Raw genomic sequence first — 16,069 nt, 5'->3', positions numbered from 1 at the left:
TAAAATGTCATAATCAATCATGCTGCATTGCAGTATGACCAAAGATGATTGTTTATGATTGACAACAGGGCTTCCAGATTTCACCTTGTGCGAGACATTACGCACCGGGCGCGCCGCGCTCATCGGGAGGAAGACATGCTTGAATCCGCAGAAAAACAGACACTTGAGAGCCGTTGGGACGAGAGCGTCGCGGATGGAATGAGCGAATCGGAGCTGCTGCTCTACCGTTCCAATATCCTTGGCGCCGACAAGCGCGTGACCAATTACGGTGGCGGCAACACGTCGGCGAAGGTCATGGAAACCGACCCGCTGACCGGCGACGAGGTCGAGGTTCTTTGGGTCAAGGGCTCGGGCGGCGACATCGGGTCGATCGAGATGGATGGTTTCGCGACGCTGTACATGGACAAGCTGCAGGCGCTGAAGGGCCTGTATCGCGGTGTCGATTTCGAGGACGAGATGGTCGGCTACCTGCCGCATTGTACCTACAAGCTGAACCCGCGGGCGGCGTCGATCGACACGCCCCTGCACGCCTATGTGCCGCGCAAACACGTCGATCACGTGCATGCGGATGCGATCATCGCGATTGCCGCTTCGAAGAACTCCCGCGAACTGACGCGGCAGATCTTCGGTGACAAGATCGGCTGGCTGCCGTGGAAAAAGCCGGGCTACGAGTTGGGCCTGTGGCTGGAAAACTTCTGCGTCGAGAATCCCGATGCCGACGGCGTGGTTCTGGAAAGCCACGGGTTGTTCACCTGGGCCGACACCGCGCGCGATTGCTATGACAAGACCATCGAGGTCATCAACACCGCCACCGCATGGCTGGCCGAGAAGACCGAGGGCGTTGCAGCCTTTGGCGGGGCCCGTCATCAAAGTCTGTCGGCTGCAGATCGCCGCGCCGTGGCCGCCCGCCTGATGCCCGCCATTCGCGGGTTCGTCTCGGGCAACCAGCACATGGTTGGCCATTTCAACGACAGCGATGCGGTGCTGGAATTCGTCAACTCGGCCAATCTGGAGCCGCTGGCGGCCCTTGGCACCTCCTGCCCGGACCATTTCCTGCGCACCAAGATCCGCCCGCTGGTGCTGGAGTTCGATCCGGCGCAGAACAACCTGGACGCTGTGCTGGAAGGCCTTCCGGCACAGGTTGCGGCTTATCGCGATGACTATGCGGCCTATTACGCCCGCTGCAAGCATGACAACTCCCCGGCGCTGCGCGACCCCAACGCGGTGGTTTACCTGGTGCCCGGTGTCGGCATGATCACCTTTGCCAAGGACAAGGCCACGGCCCGCATCTCGGGCGAGTTCTACGTCAACGCCATCAACGTGATGCGCGGTGCCTCGTCGGTCAGCGAATACGTCGGTCTGCCCGAACAGGAAGCCTTCGACATCGAATACTGGCTTCTGGAAGAGGCCAAGTTGCAGCGCATGCCAAAGCCCAAATCGCTGGCGGGACGCGTGGCGCTGGTGACCGGCGGGGCAGGCGGCATCGGCGCGGCCACGGCGGAACGTTATCTGGCGGAAGGTGCCTGCGTGATGCTGGCCGACATCAACGAGGAGGCGCTCGGCTCGACCTCGCAGACCCTCGCGTCGCGTTTCGGCAAGGACGTGGTGCGCACCATCACGATGAATGTCACTGACGAGAACGCCGTCGCGGCGGCCTTTGCCGAAACCGCGGTTGAATTCGGCGGCATCGACATTCTGGTGTCCAACGCCGGCATCGCCTCTTCGGCGCCGATCGAGGAAACCTCGCTGGCGCTGTGGAACAAGAACATGGACATCCTGTCCACCGGCTATTTCCTGGTCAGCCGCGAGGCCTTCAAACTGATGCGCGTGCAGGACATGGGCGGCGCGGTGATCTTTATTGCCTCGAAAAACGGTCTGGCGGCCTCGCCCAACGCGGCGGCCTATTGCACCGCCAAGGCGAGCGAGATCCATCTGGCCCGCTGCCTGGCGCTGGAAGGCGCAGAGGCCGGCATCCGGGTCAATGTGGTCAATCCCGACGCGGTGCTGCGCGGCTCGAAGATCTGGGAAGGTGAATGGCTGGAACAGCGTGCGGGCACCTATGGCACCGACAAGGACGGGCTAGAGGAAATGTATCGCCAGCGTTCGATGCTGAAACGGTCGGTCCTGCCCGAGGATATCGCCGAGGCCGCCTATTTCTTCGCCGCCGACACCTCGTCCAAATCCACCGGCAACATCCTGAATGTCGATGCCGGCAACGTGCAGGCGTTCCCGCGCTGAGCGCGGGACCCCAACGGGAGGAATGAGCATGAGCAAGACCTATGACATGGCGCGCGAGACCTTCGCGCAGTGGGGGATCGACAGCGAAACCGCCCTGCAGCGTCTCGCGAGCATCCCGATCTCGATGCATTGCTGGCAGGGCGATGACGTGGTGGGGTTCGAAGCCAGGACCGGCAGTTCCGGCGGTGGCATTCAGGCCACCGGCAACCATCCCGGTCGCGCCCGCACGCCGGACGAGTTGCGCGCGGATCTGGAGTTCGCCTATGCGCAGATCCCCGGAAACCATCGCCTGAACCTGCACGCGATGTATCTGGACACCGATGAGAATCCTGATCGTGACGAGATCGAGTTTCGGCATTTCGCGCCGTGGGTGGACTGGGCCAAGGGGCAGGGGATCGGGCTGGACTTCAACCCGACCTTCTTTGCCCACGCCAGGGCAGACGACAACCTGACCCTGAGCCATCCCGACAAGGGCATCCGTGACTTCTGGATCGAACATGGCAAACGCTCGCGCGAGATCGCGGCGCAGATGGGCGGGGCTCTGGGCAGTGCGGCGGTCAACAACATCTGGGTGCCGGATGGCTACAAGGACACGCCCATCGACCGCATGGCGGCGCGGGCGCGGCTGGAAGCCTCGCTGGACCAGATGCTGGCCGATCCGCTGGGCGCGGCCCAGATGCGCGACGCGGTGGAAAGCAAGTTGTTCGGCATCGGTGTGGAAGCCTGCACCGTGGGCAGCCATGAGTTCTACATGGGCTATGCGATCCGCAAGGGCACGCTGCTGTGCCTGGACATGGGCCATTTCCACCCGACCGAGAACGTCGCCGACAAGCTGAGCGCGGTGTCGCTGTCGCTGGACGAGATCCTGCTGCATGTCTCTAGGCCGATGCGCTGGGACAGCGACCATGTGATCCTGCTGGACGAGTCCATCCTGTCGATGGCGCAGGAACTGGTGACGGCGGATCTGCTGGACCGGACCCGGATCGGGCTGGACTTCTTCGATGCCACCATCAGCCGTACGGCGGCCTGGGTGATCGGCACGCGCAACATGCAAAAGGCGCTGCTCAGGGCGCTGCTGCTGCCGCTGGACCAGCTGACCAAGGCCGAGACGGCGCTGGATTACACCACCCGCCTGACCCTGACCGAAGAGTTCAAGGATCTGCCCTTCGGGGCGGTCTGGGACGAGTTCTGCGCCCGTCAGGATGTGCCCACGGGCCTGCCCCTGATCCGCGAACTGGATGCCTATCAGGCGGCGGTCGCCAGCCGGGGCTAGACCCGAGGGTCAGAAAAAATCCGGCGTCGCGGATCGCAGGACGATCCGCGGCGCTTTTTCGTGTCTGTCAGGTGCCGGACGGGCGCAGCACCCGCGCTTTCAGTCGCCGCCACAGCGGTGTTTGCGACACGAAGATCAGCACCACACCGATGAACAGCACTGTGGACAGCGGGCTGGAGAAGATGCCCGCGAAGAAGCGGCCCAGATCCTCGCGCTCGGAAATGATCGCGCGGCGCCAGTTGTCGTCCAGCAGCCGCGACAGGATCACCCCAAGGATCACCGGCCCCAGCGGATAGCCGTAGTGACGCAGGAAATAGCCGAAGACGCCGAAGCCCAGCATCCAGTAGACATCCGCGATCGAGTTGTTCACCGCGTAGGCGCCGACGATGGACAGCAGCAGGATCAGCGGGATCAGCACCGACCGGGGCATCTCGACGATCCGGGTGAACAGCTTGATGCCGGTCAGGCCGAAGATCAGCATGAAGACATTGGCCGTCAGCAGCGCGCCGACGATGAACCAGAACATCTCGGGCCGGTCGATCATCAGCATCGGGCCGGGGTTCAGCCCGTGAATGAACAGCGCCCCGATCATGATCGCCGTCACCGCATCGCCGGGGATACCCAGCGTCATCATCGGGATGAAGGCGCCCCCCACGGCGGCATTGTTGGCGGTCTCGGGGGCCACCAGCCCCTCCATCGCGCCATCACCAAACGGCCGCTCGGGGTGTTTGGTGACGCGTTTGGCATGGTCATAGGCCATCAGTGCGGCGATATCGCCGCCGGTGCCGGGCAGGGCGCCGATGACAACCCCGATGGTCGAGGTTTGCAGCGACAGCGGCAGGTGTTTTCGCACCGTGGCCAGCGACGGCACGATGCGGTCGATCTTCTGGCGGATCGCGGGCTTGTCCACGTGGTGCAGTTGTAGCAGTGCCTCGGACACGCCGAACATGCCGATCATCACCGCGATGAAGGAAATCCCGCCCTCAAGGATCTGCAGATCGAAGGTGAACCGTTCGGTGAAGGTCAGCGGGTCGCGCCCCACGGCGCCGATGGCAATGCCAAGGGCCCCCGCAAAAATGCCCTTCACAAGGCTGCCGGTGGACAGCGACCCCACCAGCAGGATGCCCAGCAGCGCCAGCAGCATGTAGTCGCGCGGCTGGAACCGCAGCGCGAAGTCCGACACCAGCGGGGCGGCCAGCGCCAGCACGCCGATGCCGACGAAGCCGCCGATGCAGGACATCACCGTTGTGACGCCGATGGCGGTGCCGGCCTCGCCGCGCCGGGCCATGGGATAGCCGTCCAGCGCCGTGGCAATGGCCGAGGGCGCGCCGGGGATGTTCAGCAGGATCGCGGTGCGTGCGCCGCCATAGACGCCGCCCATGTAGATGCCGATCATCAGTGAAATCGCCGGGTAGACATCCCACGTGAAGGTGAAGGAGATCAGGATCGACACCGCCATGGTCACCGAAAGACCCGGAATGGCGCCGACATAGATCCCGGCAAAGGTGCCAAGGGCAACAAGCGCCAGAAGCTGCGGCTCGGCAAAGACGGTCAACAGGGGTGTCAGCACCTCCATCAGCGGCCCCCCGCGCCGAGATCGCGGAAGATCTGGATGAACTCTGCCTCGGGTACGATCCCCGGCGGCATCAGGACGGTAAAGACAATGCGGAAGATCAGCCAGATCGCCAGCAGGCTACCGGCTGAGACCGTCAGCGCAAAGCCCCAGCCGCGCCCGGACAGGATGCGGATCGACACCATCAGGAACAGGCCCGAGGTCGGCAGAAACCCCAGCGGTTTGAGCAGCAGCGCATAGGCGATCAGCAGCAGCACGAAGATCACCACCACGCCCGGCAGGATGTCACGGCGCAGGGTTTCCCCGGCGCTGCGGGGCAGTCGGGCGGTGCGCAGCACCACGATCATCGAAGTTACCACCATCGCCGTGGTCGCCGCCATCGGCACCGATCCGGGGGCCGACAGCGCCTCGAAGCCGGAAATGCCATAGGCGCTCCACAACAGGGCAAGGCTGGCCAGCAGCAACAGGACCACGAAGGCCAGTTCTCCGGGCCGGCGGGCATCGTCACAGCCGCCGGGGGTGGCATCCGCGGTGCCGTCGTGATGGTCGGGGTCAGGTCGTCTCATGGGGGTCCTTGCCGCCGGACAGGTGGCGGCCTGCAGAGAAACGGCGCCGCGCTTCGGGGGAAGGGCGGCGCCGGTAGGGGCCGGCGGCTGTCGGGCCGCCGGTCTTGCGATCATTCACCGGGGCGCGCGATCCCGAACTCTTCCGGCGAGGCCTTGGTGTGGCCGCCGTCCTGCAGCAGCCAGGTCGTGCCCTGCTGCCATTTGGTCAGGAAGTCGGTGGCCTCCTGTCCGGAAATGCCCATCAGCTCGAACCCGCGGTTTTCCATCAACTCGACAAACTCCGGGTTCGCGACGCCCTGGGCATACGCGTCTGACAATTTCGCCACGACCTCATCGGGCGTGCCCTTGGGGGCGAAGACCCCGAAGAACGGCCCCCACGGCAGGTAGGTTTCAAACGCCGGGTTGAAGGCGGTGACCGGGGGCACGCCGGGCAGCTTGTCGGTCTCGGCCACGTCGAAAACCGCCAGCGGCTTCATGGTGCCGGCGCGGATGCCTTCGATGGCGATGCCCAGAACCGCAGGCATCACGTCCACCGCGCCGCCCTGCAGGGCGGTCAGCGCCGGGCCGTCGCCGTCATAGGGCACGGCGATCACGTCCAGCTCTCCCTCGACGGTGTTGATCATCGCGGTGATGACCGATGGCAGCCCGCCCGGCCCGGTGGCACCGAAGCGCACCTCGCCGGGGTTGGCCTTCACATAGGCGACCATTTCGGCGTAGTCGTCAAAGGGGGCATCCACATTGGCCACCACCAGCGGCGTGCCGCGGGCCAGGATCGAAACCGGGACGAAGTCGTTGTAATCCTTGTCGCCCAGACCCATCACCTTGTAGAGCAGCGGGTTCTCAGCGCCCATCAGCAGGGTGTAGCCATCCGGGTCGGAGCTGGCCACATGGTTCAGCGCGATGGCGCCCACGGCGCCGGTCATGTTCTGCATCACGATGGTGCCACCAAGGGCTTCTTCGGCATGCGGCGTGACCGAGCGCATCACGGTGTCCGTAGAACCACCGGCGCCCCATTGGATGATGCCCTGGATTTCCTTGGTTGGATAGTCTTCTGCCTGCGCGGCCCCCAGGCCGATTGCCAGTACCGAGACGGCGCTCAGGATGACGTGTTTCATGTGGTCTCCTCCCCATGCGTGATGATCTTCTTGGGCAGCACCGGCTGCCTGACGCCTGCGACTATCATCGCAACCGGGCGGGAAGGTCAAATATCAATCCGCGAAATCAAGGCCGTGCCGGGCGCTGCGGGGCGGCAGGTGCGGAGTGCGGCGGCTTGACCGGCGTCAAGGCCGACCCCTAGGGTGATACCATCCCGACACAACCTTATGGCCCGATCGCGTGCAGCTGTCTTTCTCTACCCTCGGGCTGCTTGTCAGCCTGACCCTGCCCACGGCCCTGCTGGACCGCTGCAGCCCCCATGAAAGCAACGTGGCGTTGGGAGAACTGGCGCGCGAGCGTGTGGCGCTGACCGCCACCGCGAACGAGATCATCGTCGGGTTGCCAGTGGCCGAGGGCAGCCGGGTGCAGGCCGGTGACCTTCTGGTGCAGCTCGATCCCGCGATACGGATGGGCAACCTGGCGCTGGCAAAGGCCGATCTGGCCAATGCGCAGGCCAATCTGGACAAGCTGCGCGACGGGCCGCGCGCCGAGGAGATCGCCATTGCGCGTGCCGAAGTGGACGGCGCCCGCGCCAGCTTGACCGAGGCCGAGGCGAACTTCGAACGCAACAGCATTCTGGTGGAACGCGAAGCCATCACCCAGGCGCGGCTGGATGCCAACCGGGCCGTCCGCGACGCCGCCCGCGCCAAGCTGGAGGCGACGCAGGCGCGCCTGCTGGAGCTGGAAAACGGCGCGCGTCCCGAAGACATCGCCATGGCCGTGGCCACGCTTGCGGCGGCGCGCGCGCGGCTTGACGTGGAACAGACGCACCTGGACAACCTCGCGATCACGGCCACCCGCGACGGCGTGCTCGACAGCCTGCCGTGGAACCTGGGCGAGCGGGTGACGCTGGGCAGCCCGGTGGCGATCCTGCTGGCCGGGGACCGGCCCTTTGCCCGCGTCTATGTGCCGGAACCGGCGCGGGTGAAAGTGAACGAGGGCGACGAACTGCTGGTCAGTGTCGATGGGCTGGACGAACCCATGCGCGGGGTGGTGCGCTGGATCAGCGTCAACGCTGCTTTCACACCCTATTACGCCCTGAACCAGGAAGATCGCAGCCGCCTGATGTATCTGGCCGAGATTGACCTGCCCGGCGCGGCGGCGGCAGCACTTCCGGTGGGCATGCCGGCGCAGGCGCATCTGCCGTGACCATTTCCCAACAGACCGACCCCGAGGTCGTGGTGTCCACCGCCGGGCTGACCCGCCGCTTCGGGCCCAAGACCGCCGTGGACGCAGTGGATCTGACCATCACGCGGGGCGAGATCTTTGGCTTTCTGGGCCCCAACGGCAGCGGCAAGACCACCCTGATGCGGATGCTCACCGGTCTGCTGATCCCGAGCGAAGGCCGGGCGCGGGTGCTGGGCGTCGATTTGCCGGGCAAACCCGAGCCGTTGAAACAGAAGATCGGCTACATGACCCAGAGCTTTTCGCACTACCGCGATCTGACGGTGACCGAGAACCTGGATTTCGCGGCGCGCATCTACGGCCTGCCGCGCCGCCGCCGCAAGACGCGCATCGAGACCCTGCTGCAACGCTATGATCTGGAAGCACAAGCACATCAGATCGCCGGCAGCATGAGCGGTGGCCAGCGGCAGAAGCTGGCATTGGCCGCAGCGGTGCTGCACGAGCCGCTGTTGCTGTTTCTTGATGAGCCGACCTCGGCCGTCGATCCCGAAACCCGGCGGCAGTTCTGGGCGCGGTTGTTCGATCTGGTGGACGGTGGCACAACAATCATCGTGTCGACCCATTTCATGGACGAAGCCGAGCGCTGCCACCGCATCGCCATCCTGGAAACCGGGATCACGCGGATCGAAGGCGCGCCGCCCGACCTGATGGCGGGGCTGAAGGCCAATGTGATCGAGGTGACCGGTGACCAGTTGCGCCATGCGAAGGACCTGCTGGACGCCGACCCGGCGGTGTTGTCCTCGGCCCAGATCGGCGCGCGGCTGCGGGTGCTGGTGCGCAAGGATCAGGCTGACCCCGAGGCCCATGTGGCCGCATTGCTGCACGACGCCGGTCCGGTCACCTGCCACCGGACCCGCGCCAATCTTGAGGACGTCTTCGTTGCCGCGACCGGGGGCGGGGCCGCGCGCCCGGCCGAGGCGGCCGCGTGATCTCGATCGGGCGCATCGGCGCGATCCTGAAAAAGGAATTGCTGCAACTGCGCCGTGACCGGATGACCTTCGGCATGGTCATCATGATCCCGCTGATCCAGCTGGTGCTGTTCGGCTATGCCATCAACACCAACATCCGCCACATCCCCGTGGGGCTGGTCGATCAGGATCAGAGCGGGCTGAGCCGGATGCTGGTGCAGATGGTGGGCACCACGCAGGTGGTGGATTTCACCCAGACCTATGCCACGCCACAACAGGCGCAGCAGGCCCTGACGGCGGCCGAGGTGCGCGCGGTCCTGATCATCCCGCCGGATCTGCCCGCGCGGCTGGTGCGCATCCCTGCCATCGGTGCCGCGCCGCCGCCGGCGACGGATATGGCCAGTGCCCGCCCGGTGGCGCAATGGATCGTCGACGGCTCGGACACGATGATCGCCGCCGGGATCAAGAGCCTGCGGTCCATGCCCCTGACCGAGTTGTTCCGGCAGCCGCCGAACCGGGTGGTCCCGACCTTCGAGGTGGCGCTGTTCTACAACCCCGAGCAACGCTCGGCGGTGAACATCGTGCCGGGGCTGGTGGGGATCATCCTGACCATGACCATGATCATGTTCACCTCGGCGGCCATCGTGCGCGAAAGCGAACGTGGCAACATGGAGATGCTCATCAACACCCCGGTGCGCCCGATCGAGCTGATGATCGGCAAGATCATCCCCTATATGGTGATCGGGCTGGTGCAGGTGGCGATCATCCTCGGGCTTGGCTACCTTTTGTTCAACGTGCCGGTAAACGGCTCGCTTTGGGTGCTGCTGGTGGTGACGCTGCTGTTCATCGGGGCCAGCCTGTCGCTGGGGCTGGTGCTGTCCACCATCGCCACCAACCAGCTTCAGGCCATGCAGATGACCGTGTTCATCCTGTTGCCGTCGATCCTGCTGTCGGGGTTCATGTTTCCCTTCGACGGGATGCCCGGACCGGCGCAGGCCATCGCGCAACTGCTGCCAGCCACCCATTTCATGCAGATGATCCGGGGCGTGGTGCTGCGCGATGCGGCGCTGATCGACATGGCGGGGGGGATGCTGTGGATGGCGGGTTTCATGGTCTTCGGCCTGATCGTCGCCACCCTGCGCTTTCGCAAGCGGTTGTAGCCGTCGCGTTCAGAAGGTGACCCGCGCCCGCAGGCTGGCGACATAGACCCGGTCCTGCGTCGGGTTGGCCGCAGGATGGATGACCATTTGCACCGACGGCGTGATCGCCAGATGCTCCAGCAGTTGGAAACGGTAGAACAGCTCGCCGGTGTATTGATCCTGCAACCCGTCTTGCGACGGATCCCCCCATCCGGCAGCAATCCCCAGAACGCCGCCCGCCGCGCGGTCGTTCACGTCGAAGCCGACACCCAGCCCGGCCACGAGGTCGGATTTCAGCAGGCTGGCCTTGCCATCGGAATGGCCGCCGAACACGAAGGGCATCCAGCGGTCGTTGAACAGGTGGCTGGCGGCGAAGGTGACGCCGCTGCTTTCGGGAATGCCCGCTTCGGTGCGGGCGTCCTGATGCCAGAGTTGCAGCTTGATCTGATCCCAGCGCCAGCGGTCCGGCGTCGTCGGATGGTAGCGCACCTCGACCGACTTGTAGAACTCATGCGCGCCGATGGTGTCGAACGGGTTGCCGGTGGTCTTGCCGTTGGCATCGTGGATCCCGGCCACCACCACCAAATGTTCCCCCAGCTGGGCACCGATCCCGCCGCCAAAGGCCCGCCCCGGGGCCGGTTTCGAGAGGCTGCTTTGCATCGCCGTGTTCTGGAACCCGCGCATCGAGGACGACAGGGCGTGGGTGTTGTACCACGAGATTGCGCTGATCTTGCCGAAGATGAACTTGAACTTGCCGTCCAGCAGCGACTGCCGCCAGGCGTATTCGGTGACGGCAAAGCCGAAGTCGCTGAACCCGGTTCCGGATGAGGTGAAGCTGCCGAACTGATAGGCCAGTTGCGACGGCGGAATCTCGGTGCCGGCGGTTTGGCGGTGTTCCACGCGGAAGGTGAACTTGCCGACGTTCCTGGTTCCGCGTCCGACCAGTTCCCAGGCGCCCTGGATCTGCCCGCGGGCCGCTGCAGCACGGGTTTCGCCCAGGCTTTGGCTCGCCGCTTGTCCCAGCGCCTGATAGCTGAAGGACAGTTGCAGGCCGGTATTCTGGTAGAGCCGCGTTTTCCAGGCGAACCAGGGTTGCAGGGCGGTTTGCGCGCGCGCCCAGTCCAGCAGGCTTTCGCGCCGGATATCGTCTTGCGAAAGATCCTCGGCCACACCGCCGCCGCCTTCCAGCGGCGAGGTCAGGTTGTACCCCGAATGTGTCCCAGCCCCCTGATCGACGCCGCTCAGCGCGCCTTGGGATTGCGCGTTTGCGGTCCCGGCCGACAGCGCCAGAAGCCCCAGACCGGCAACGCTGCCCAGGGATCGGCGGAAGGCCCGTCGCGAAGGGGGAATTGTCCTCATCCGCCGGACGCCGGGTTCCGCGCGGAAAATTGTTGGACTTCGTCACCGATCCCCTTGTTGGTCTCGTCCGCCGGGTCCTGACCCTCGCAAGCATCCACGGCGGCAAGCGCATGCGTGGCGCAATGCACGGGACGGGGGGCTTTGGTCATGGGATGTCTCCTTGCCGTCATCCGCTGCCGCTGAACTGACCAGTCGGGCAGGGGTCTTGAGGGGAGAGAACGGGCGCATGGGACAGGCCCGGATGCGCGGGTCAGGAATTGGCGGGGCGGCGACATTTCCGCCCCGTCCGTTTGTCAGTTGGTACAGATCAACCGGCCAGCGACGCGTTGCAGGCGCGGGCGGCTTCGATGGCCTTCTTGGTGCCGGTCAGGTCGATCACGAAGGCGATCGGCTGGTCGGGGAAGGCGATCATGGTCTGGCTCTCGGCGATGGCGGTGACCAGGTCGGGATTGTTGGTCAGGACATAGCCGCCCCGGTAGTCGGCGGCGAGCTTGCCGCTTTTGATCGCGTGGGTTTCGCCGACAAAGACCTTGCCACCGACACCAAGCGCGATGTCACCGGATGCCGCTTCAATGTCGGCCTGGGTGAAAACGCCCACATAGGCAAAGTCGCGGTCGGCGGTCAGGCCCATCTGCATGGCATTGCCGGCCTCGTCGGTGCGTTCGATCAGGCAGGTCTTGGTCGAGCCGTCCGCATAGACGGTCCAGCCTTCGACGGTATCATAGACCGTAAACTGGTCGCTGCTGGACGGGATCGGGCTGTCGGACGCAAATGCCGGCGCGGTGGCCAGCAGCATGGCAGCGGCGGCCAGCGTGAAAGGTTTCAGGGACATGGTGAACTCCGTGTTGAGAAGGTTGTTGCAGACGATCAATTCGCCTGAAGGGGCAAGGGCTGCAAAACGATAAAGCCCTTGTCCCACATATAATAGAATCGCCCGCCGTAACCCGGAGAAAGCAGCGTATTGAAGCTCATGGGCTCGAAAAAGGGCGATTGCGCCAATAGGTCGCCGGTCCTGGCGTCCAGCCAGATCGCCTGCTGGCGATAGCTTGGTGCCGAGGTCTGGTTCAACGCCTCCAGCGTGGTGCCGGGTTCGGCCCGCGCGGTGCCCAGCACACGTGCGTCGGCCGGGCCATACAGCGCCTGCAGGGCGGTGGTGGCGCCGTCGCGGGTCCAGGCGGTGGTCATGGCGCCGCTGTTCTGATCGAAGGTGATCCCGGCAATCTGCATCATGTTCTGGTCGGCCGAGAACACCATGCTCAGTTCGGGATCGATGGCGGCCTTGGGCGGCGCCCAGCTTTGGCCGGTGGGCAGATCGGTGCCGAAAGGGTACAGCCGGGTGATGCGGGTCGGGTCGCTCTGGTGGATCGCGACGATGGCCGAGGCCACCTTGCTGGGCAGGCCGTTGACCTGCAGCACCACCCAATCGCCCAGGATGCCGGGGGCGTCGCCGGTGGTCTGGCCCGGATCAAGATAGGTGTCGATCACCCAGTCGGTGTCCTGCGACAGCCTCCGGCTCTCGGGATCCCAGTAGAAGCGATAGGCCTTGGCGACCGAGGGCGCATAGATGGCGATCCGCCCGTCATGCTGGGTGATGGTATGCGGGACCACGGCGTTTTCCGGCACGCCGATCTGGTCGTAGATCTCGAAGGTGTCGGGGTTCACGGCCAGAATCGTCGATCCGGGGGCCGCGGCGATGCCGCCGGGGCACATGAAGGCTGCCAGCGTGCCCTGAATCTGGCAGGGCGTGGCGCGGGTCTGGTTCTTGATGATCAGCGTGCCGTCAGGCGCAATGGTCAGATGCTTGAAGTTGCTGCCTTCGGTCGGGGCAACCCCGCTGGGCAGCGACAGATGCTGCAGGATGCGCCCGGTCTCGCCGTCCAGCTTCACCAGATGGTTGCCGAAGGCCACGGGGATATTGCCATCGGGCAGGATGTTCAGATTGGCCGCCCCGACCCAGGCGCCCGAGACATTGCCGTTTTCAAGGATCGTGCGCCAGATTTCCTTGCCGGTGGTGGCGTCGACCTTGGCAACCCAGGGGCCCACAGGCATCGGGCCCTTGGCCGGGGGCAGGTTGCCGCCGGTCAGGTACAGCTCTCCGGGGTAGCGGTTGTTGATGAACAGCACGCCCTGATAGTCTTCGGGGCTGCGCCACATGAACACCTGGTTGTCGCCCTTCATGGATCCAAGGAACGAGGCACAGGGGTAGAACTGGCTGCGGGTGGCATCCGCAACCTCGGCGCCGTTGAGCGACTTGAAATAGCCCGGCGTCTCGCGCTGTTGCGCACAGTCCCATTCCTGCTGGATGCGGGCCAGATCGACGGGAAAGGGTCCGTTTGCATCGGGCGCGGGCGGCGGGCTGTCCTTGGCCATCCCCGGCAAGGGGGCGGTCAACAGTGTCGCCAAAAGCAGCGCGGACAGGAATTTCATCAAATCGTCTCCGGGTCGCGTCATCAATGTGCGGTGTGGCCATTGCCTTTGGTCCGCTGAACCAAAGGGCCGGCACGGCTTTCAGGCTTGCAGACTAACGGGCTGGAAAACGGATGATTTAGCATTTCGCGCCAAAATTCAGACGTGGGCGCAAGATATTTTCAGGAGGCGCGTTTCGCAGCCTTTTCAGCGAAACTGGGCGGTTTCCCGGTCCAGCGGCGCACGGCGCGGGTAAAGGCGGATTGCTGGGCATAGCCCAGACGTTCGGCCACGTCCCCAACCCGTATTTCGCCACGGGTCAGCAGGTCTTCGGCGATCCGGCGGCGCACGGTCTGCAGTTCGGTGCCAAAGCTGGTGCCTTCCTCTGACAGGCGGCGTTGCAGGCTGCGTACGCTGGTGCCGGCACTTCGGGCCACGCGGTCGATTTTCGGCGCGCCGTCATGGATCATGGACCCCAGGACCGCGCGCACCGAGGCCGCCAGGCTGGCATCCTCGGCCAGTGGCGGCACTTGCAAGGCCATCAGTTGCGGCAGGCGATCCCGCGCGGTGCTGCGGAACGGCGCGCCCAGAACATTCGGCGTCAGTTCGATGCGCAGCACCTTGTCGGGCGCGGTCGTCAACGATGGGCCGAAATGGGGTTGCAGATGCGCCATTCCGTGGGTCGGATGCGGCACCATCTGAACCCGGACATGTGCGGGCGGGCGGGTGCCGTTGAAGGCGCAAATGGTCTGCAACAGGGCCGTGAACAGCCCATGCACCGCGTGCAGCGCCTCGTCATCGATGTCGAAATCGAAGCGCTGGGTCAGGACGAACATGCCGTCTTTCTGGTCCAGCCCGATGTGTTCATGGCTGGAATGAAAGGGCAGGGCGCGCGACACGCGCATCAGCGCCTCGGCCGGGCTGCGCGCACCAAGTGCCACCTGCCCGATATAGCCCAGTTCCGGAAGGCTGGCCTGGGTCACGATCTGCGGTCCGATATCGGGGCCATAGGTGCGCGACAGCGCGCGCATCACGTCCAGTCCGTTGCGCAGCGGGATCGGGTCGATGGGTGACAGGTGAAACCAATAGGCCAGATCCGCCTCGTCCAGAAGCTGCGCGGTGTTGCGCCCGTGGGTTTCGGTGAACCGGACAAGGGGCAGCAGATTTGCCGCGCGGATCAGGGGAATTGTCTTGGCCATCACATGTGCTCGCGGTGGGGTACCACACTGACCTTGGGGCAGACGGGGGCCGGGTGCAACGCCACGGCGGATCAAGGGGCCGTGGCGTTGCCGCATCGGGCGCAGGCGGTCAGCCCGCTTCTTCGGAGCGTCCGGTTGCCGGTTCCAGTGTGGGTGTCAGGGCGGTCAGCCGTGCGCGAAGTTCGGCATCCATGTCAAAGCCCATGGCGTCCAGCGAGGGCTGGAGTTGCGGGACCGAGCGGGCGCTGATGATCGGCGCGGCGACACCGGGATGGCTGGCCGCCCAGGCCACGGCCAAAGTGGCAGGCGATTGCCCCAGGTCCTCGGCCAGCGACTTCAGGTTCGCTGCCACATCCTGCATCCAGGCATCGCCATAGCGCACGCGGTAACGATCGTCGGTCTGCAAGCGTCCGCTTGCGCCGTCAAGATACTTGCCAGTCAGCAGGCCGCCGCCCAGTGGCGAATAGGGCACGACCGCGATGTCCTGATCGGCGGCCATGGGCAGGATCTCGACCTCCACCTGTCGTTTGACCAGATTGTACATGGGCTGCATCAGCGAGATGTTCAGGTCGAACCGGCGCGCCACCGCCACCGCCTTCATGGTCTGCCATGCGGCGAAATTCGACACGCCCACATGGCGGATCTTGCCCGCATCGCGCAATCCGGCGAGGGTTTCGAAGGTCTCTTCCAGCGGCATGTCCGGGTCGAAACGGTGCAGATACAGGCCGTCGACGCAGTCCAGCTTGTGGCGGGCGCGGCTGATGTCGAACTGCGCAAGGATGTTGTCGCGGCCCGAGCCACCGGTCGAGGCAACCTTCGAGGCCACGAAAACCGCCTCGCGCTCGTCCCGCACCATCTCGCCCAGCCAGGTTTCCGACAGCCCGCCGGTATAGACATGCGCGGTGTCGAAGAAGTTGATGCCGGCCTTCCGGCAGGCGGCATACATGGCCTCGGACGCGGCTCGGTCCGCGCCTACACCAAACTGCATGGCGCCGAAGCAGAAGCGCGACAGGGGGGAGCCGTTCAGGGTTTTCAGATCATGCGACATGTGGAGACGTCCGTTGTCAG

At 65.0% G+C, this 16,069-nt stretch carries 14 protein-coding genes; 5 read left to right on the top strand and 9 right to left on the bottom strand.

All coding sequences use genetic code 11. The annotated features are described in order from the left end of the window. Positions 1-135 precede the first annotated feature (135 nt). Together H8B03_RS00330 and H8B03_RS00325 are read left to right on the top strand one after the other, a co-directional pair. The gene (locus H8B03_RS00330; RefSeq protein WP_193139114.1) at positions 136-2,238 is read left to right on the top strand and encodes a bifunctional rhamnulose-1-phosphate aldolase/short-chain dehydrogenase; all 2,103 of its coding nucleotides are present in this window, start codon (positions 136-138) and stop codon (positions 2,236-2,238) included. Between the two features lie 28 nt (positions 2,239-2,266). Continuing rightward, positions 2,267-3,511, top strand: coding sequence for an L-rhamnose isomerase (locus tag H8B03_RS00325; protein ID WP_193139111.1), 1,245 nt, complete (start codon positions 2,267-2,269; stop codon positions 3,509-3,511). Between the two features lie 67 nt (positions 3,512-3,578). On the opposite strand, the gene H8B03_RS00320 is transcribed toward H8B03_RS00325, so the two are convergent. From H8B03_RS00320 to H8B03_RS00310, 3 genes are all read right to left on the bottom strand, one after another. Further along, on the bottom strand, positions 3,579-5,087 hold the full coding sequence (locus H8B03_RS00320) for a tripartite tricarboxylate transporter permease (RefSeq protein WP_193139110.1): 1,509 nt from the start codon (positions 5,085-5,087) through the stop codon (positions 3,579-3,581). Continuing rightward, a complete protein-coding gene (locus H8B03_RS00315; RefSeq protein WP_193139108.1) occupies positions 5,087-5,650 on the bottom strand; it encodes a tripartite tricarboxylate transporter TctB family protein in 564 nt (187 codons plus the stop codon). The genes H8B03_RS00320 and H8B03_RS00315 overlap by 1 nt, the downstream gene beginning before the upstream one ends. A 110-nt stretch (positions 5,651-5,760) precedes the next feature. After that, positions 5,761-6,765 (bottom strand): tripartite tricarboxylate transporter substrate binding protein, encoded by a 1,005-nt coding sequence (locus H8B03_RS00310; protein WP_193139106.1) that lies wholly within the window; start codon positions 6,763-6,765, stop codon positions 5,761-5,763. A 220-nt stretch (positions 6,766-6,985) separates the two neighbouring features. Between H8B03_RS00310 and H8B03_RS00305 the strand changes: the two genes are divergently transcribed. Genes H8B03_RS00305 through H8B03_RS00295 form a run of 3 tightly spaced genes read left to right on the top strand, consistent with a single transcriptional unit; the run spans position 6,986 to position 10,058 of the window. After that, a complete protein-coding gene (locus tag H8B03_RS00305; RefSeq protein ID WP_319022414.1) occupies positions 6,986-7,954 on the top strand; it encodes an HlyD family efflux transporter periplasmic adaptor subunit in 969 nt (322 codons plus the stop codon). Further along, a complete protein-coding gene (locus H8B03_RS00300) occupies positions 7,951-8,919 on the top strand; it encodes an ABC transporter ATP-binding protein (RefSeq protein ID WP_319022413.1) in 969 nt (322 codons plus the stop codon). Before H8B03_RS00305 ends, H8B03_RS00300 begins: the two co-directional genes overlap by 4 nt. Further along, the gene (locus H8B03_RS00295; RefSeq protein WP_193139104.1) at positions 8,916-10,058 is read left to right on the top strand and encodes an ABC transporter permease; all 1,143 of its coding nucleotides are present in this window, start codon (positions 8,916-8,918) and stop codon (positions 10,056-10,058) included. Before H8B03_RS00300 ends, H8B03_RS00295 begins: the two co-directional genes overlap by 4 nt. 9 nt (positions 10,059-10,067) lie before the next feature. On the opposite strand, the gene H8B03_RS00290 is transcribed toward H8B03_RS00295, so the two are convergent. The 6 genes from H8B03_RS00290 to H8B03_RS00265 all read right to left on the bottom strand — a co-directional run bounded on the left by H8B03_RS00290 (position 10,068) and on the right by H8B03_RS00265 (position 16,049). Further along, a complete protein-coding gene (locus H8B03_RS00290; RefSeq protein WP_193139103.1) occupies positions 10,068-11,396 on the bottom strand; it encodes a carbohydrate porin in 1,329 nt (442 codons plus the stop codon). Further along, positions 11,393-11,545, bottom strand: coding sequence for a hypothetical protein (locus H8B03_RS00285; protein ID WP_193139101.1), 153 nt, complete (start codon positions 11,543-11,545; stop codon positions 11,393-11,395). The genes H8B03_RS00290 and H8B03_RS00285 overlap by 4 nt, the downstream gene beginning before the upstream one ends. Before the next feature lie 158 nt (positions 11,546-11,703). Further along, positions 11,704-12,228, bottom strand: a complete 525-nt coding sequence (locus H8B03_RS00280; RefSeq protein WP_193139099.1) for a hypothetical protein — start codon at positions 12,226-12,228, stop codon at positions 11,704-11,706. A gap of 35 nt (positions 12,229-12,263) precedes the next feature. Continuing rightward, on the bottom strand, positions 12,264-13,823 hold the full coding sequence (locus H8B03_RS00275; RefSeq protein WP_193139097.1) for a hypothetical protein: 1,560 nt from the start codon (positions 13,821-13,823) through the stop codon (positions 12,264-12,266). 161 nt (positions 13,824-13,984) lie between these two features. Beyond that, positions 13,985-15,001, bottom strand: coding sequence for a helix-turn-helix transcriptional regulator (locus H8B03_RS00270; protein WP_193139095.1), 1,017 nt, complete (start codon positions 14,999-15,001; stop codon positions 13,985-13,987). 109 nt (positions 15,002-15,110) lie between these two features. Next, positions 15,111-16,049 carry an aldo/keto reductase gene (locus H8B03_RS00265; protein ID WP_193139093.1) on the bottom strand — a complete coding sequence of 313 codons (939 nt, stop codon included), beginning with the start codon at positions 16,047-16,049 and terminating at the stop codon, positions 15,111-15,113. Positions 16,050-16,069: the final 20 nt, after the last annotated feature.

It is taken from the genome of Meridianimarinicoccus sp. MJW13, assembly GCF_014901205.1.
Classification (GTDB): domain Bacteria; phylum Pseudomonadota; class Alphaproteobacteria; order Rhodobacterales; family Rhodobacteraceae; genus Meridianimarinicoccus.
Note: the sequence above shows the minus strand (reverse complement) of the source record. Positions and strands in the feature narration are given on the sequence as shown.

Excerpts from the sequence above, each read along its gene's own strand:
- H8B03_RS00315 (WP_193139108.1), bottom strand. The coding sequence starts at position 5,650 with ATGAGACGACCTGACCCCGACCATCACGACGGCACCGCGGATGCCACC.
- H8B03_RS00285 (WP_193139101.1), bottom strand. The coding sequence starts at position 11,545 with ATGACCAAAGCCCCCCGTCCCGTGCATTGCGCCACGCATGCGCTTGCC.
- H8B03_RS00330 (WP_193139114.1), top strand. The coding sequence starts at position 136 with ATGCTTGAATCCGCAGAAAAACAGACACTTGAGAGCCGTTGGGACGAG.
- H8B03_RS00265 (WP_193139093.1), bottom strand. The coding sequence starts at position 16,049 with ATGTCGCATGATCTGAAAACCCTGAACGGCTCCCCCCTGTCGCGCTTC.
- H8B03_RS00310 (WP_193139106.1), bottom strand. The coding sequence starts at position 6,765 with ATGAAACACGTCATCCTGAGCGCCGTCTCGGTACTGGCAATCGGCCTG.
- H8B03_RS00320 (WP_193139110.1), bottom strand. The coding sequence starts at position 5,087 with ATGGAGGTGCTGACACCCCTGTTGACCGTCTTTGCCGAGCCGCAGCTT.
- H8B03_RS00270 (WP_193139095.1), bottom strand. The coding sequence starts at position 15,001 with ATGGCCAAGACAATTCCCCTGATCCGCGCGGCAAATCTGCTGCCCCTT.
- H8B03_RS00280 (WP_193139099.1), bottom strand. The coding sequence starts at position 12,228 with ATGTCCCTGAAACCTTTCACGCTGGCCGCCGCTGCCATGCTGCTGGCC.
- H8B03_RS00290 (WP_193139103.1), bottom strand. The coding sequence starts at position 11,396 with ATGAGGACAATTCCCCCTTCGCGACGGGCCTTCCGCCGATCCCTGGGC.
- H8B03_RS00325 (WP_193139111.1), top strand. The coding sequence starts at position 2,267 with ATGAGCAAGACCTATGACATGGCGCGCGAGACCTTCGCGCAGTGGGGG.
- H8B03_RS00275 (WP_193139097.1), bottom strand. The coding sequence starts at position 13,823 with ATGAAATTCCTGTCCGCGCTGCTTTTGGCGACACTGTTGACCGCCCCC.